The sequence below is a fragment of the Bradyrhizobium cosmicum genome (genome assembly GCF_032290525.1).
Lineage (GTDB): Bacteria > Pseudomonadota > Alphaproteobacteria > Rhizobiales > Xanthobacteraceae > Bradyrhizobium > Bradyrhizobium cosmicum_A.
Window position 1 is genome coordinate 1 of sequence record NZ_JASXTA010000465.1, and the last position, 247, is coordinate 247.

General features: G+C 69.6%; 1 tRNA gene. It reads left to right on the forward strand.

Annotation, left to right across the window (positions count from 1 at the left end):
- Positions 1-115 precede the first annotated feature (115 nt).
- A tRNA-Pro gene (locus QSV46_RS40575) sits at positions 116-191 on the forward strand.
- Positions 192-247: the final 56 nt, after the last annotated feature.

Here is a 247-nt window from a genome sequence, read left to right on the forward strand (position 1 = left end):
GGTCAGGCCTCGCAGGGTGTGAGTGTTCCGGACGGGCCCGGCCGGGCCGTCCGGGAGCCATGAGCTCCTGGCAATTCGCACAACGCGGCCCGATCCAGTAGGCTGGGCAGGTCAACGGGGCGTAGCGTAGTGGCTAGCGCGCCTGCTTTGGGAGCAGGAGACCGCAGGTTCGAGTCCTGTCGCCCCGACCATGTGCGCAGGAGGCGCCCTCGTCTCTCACCCGCCACGCACGTGGCGTGGTACGAGC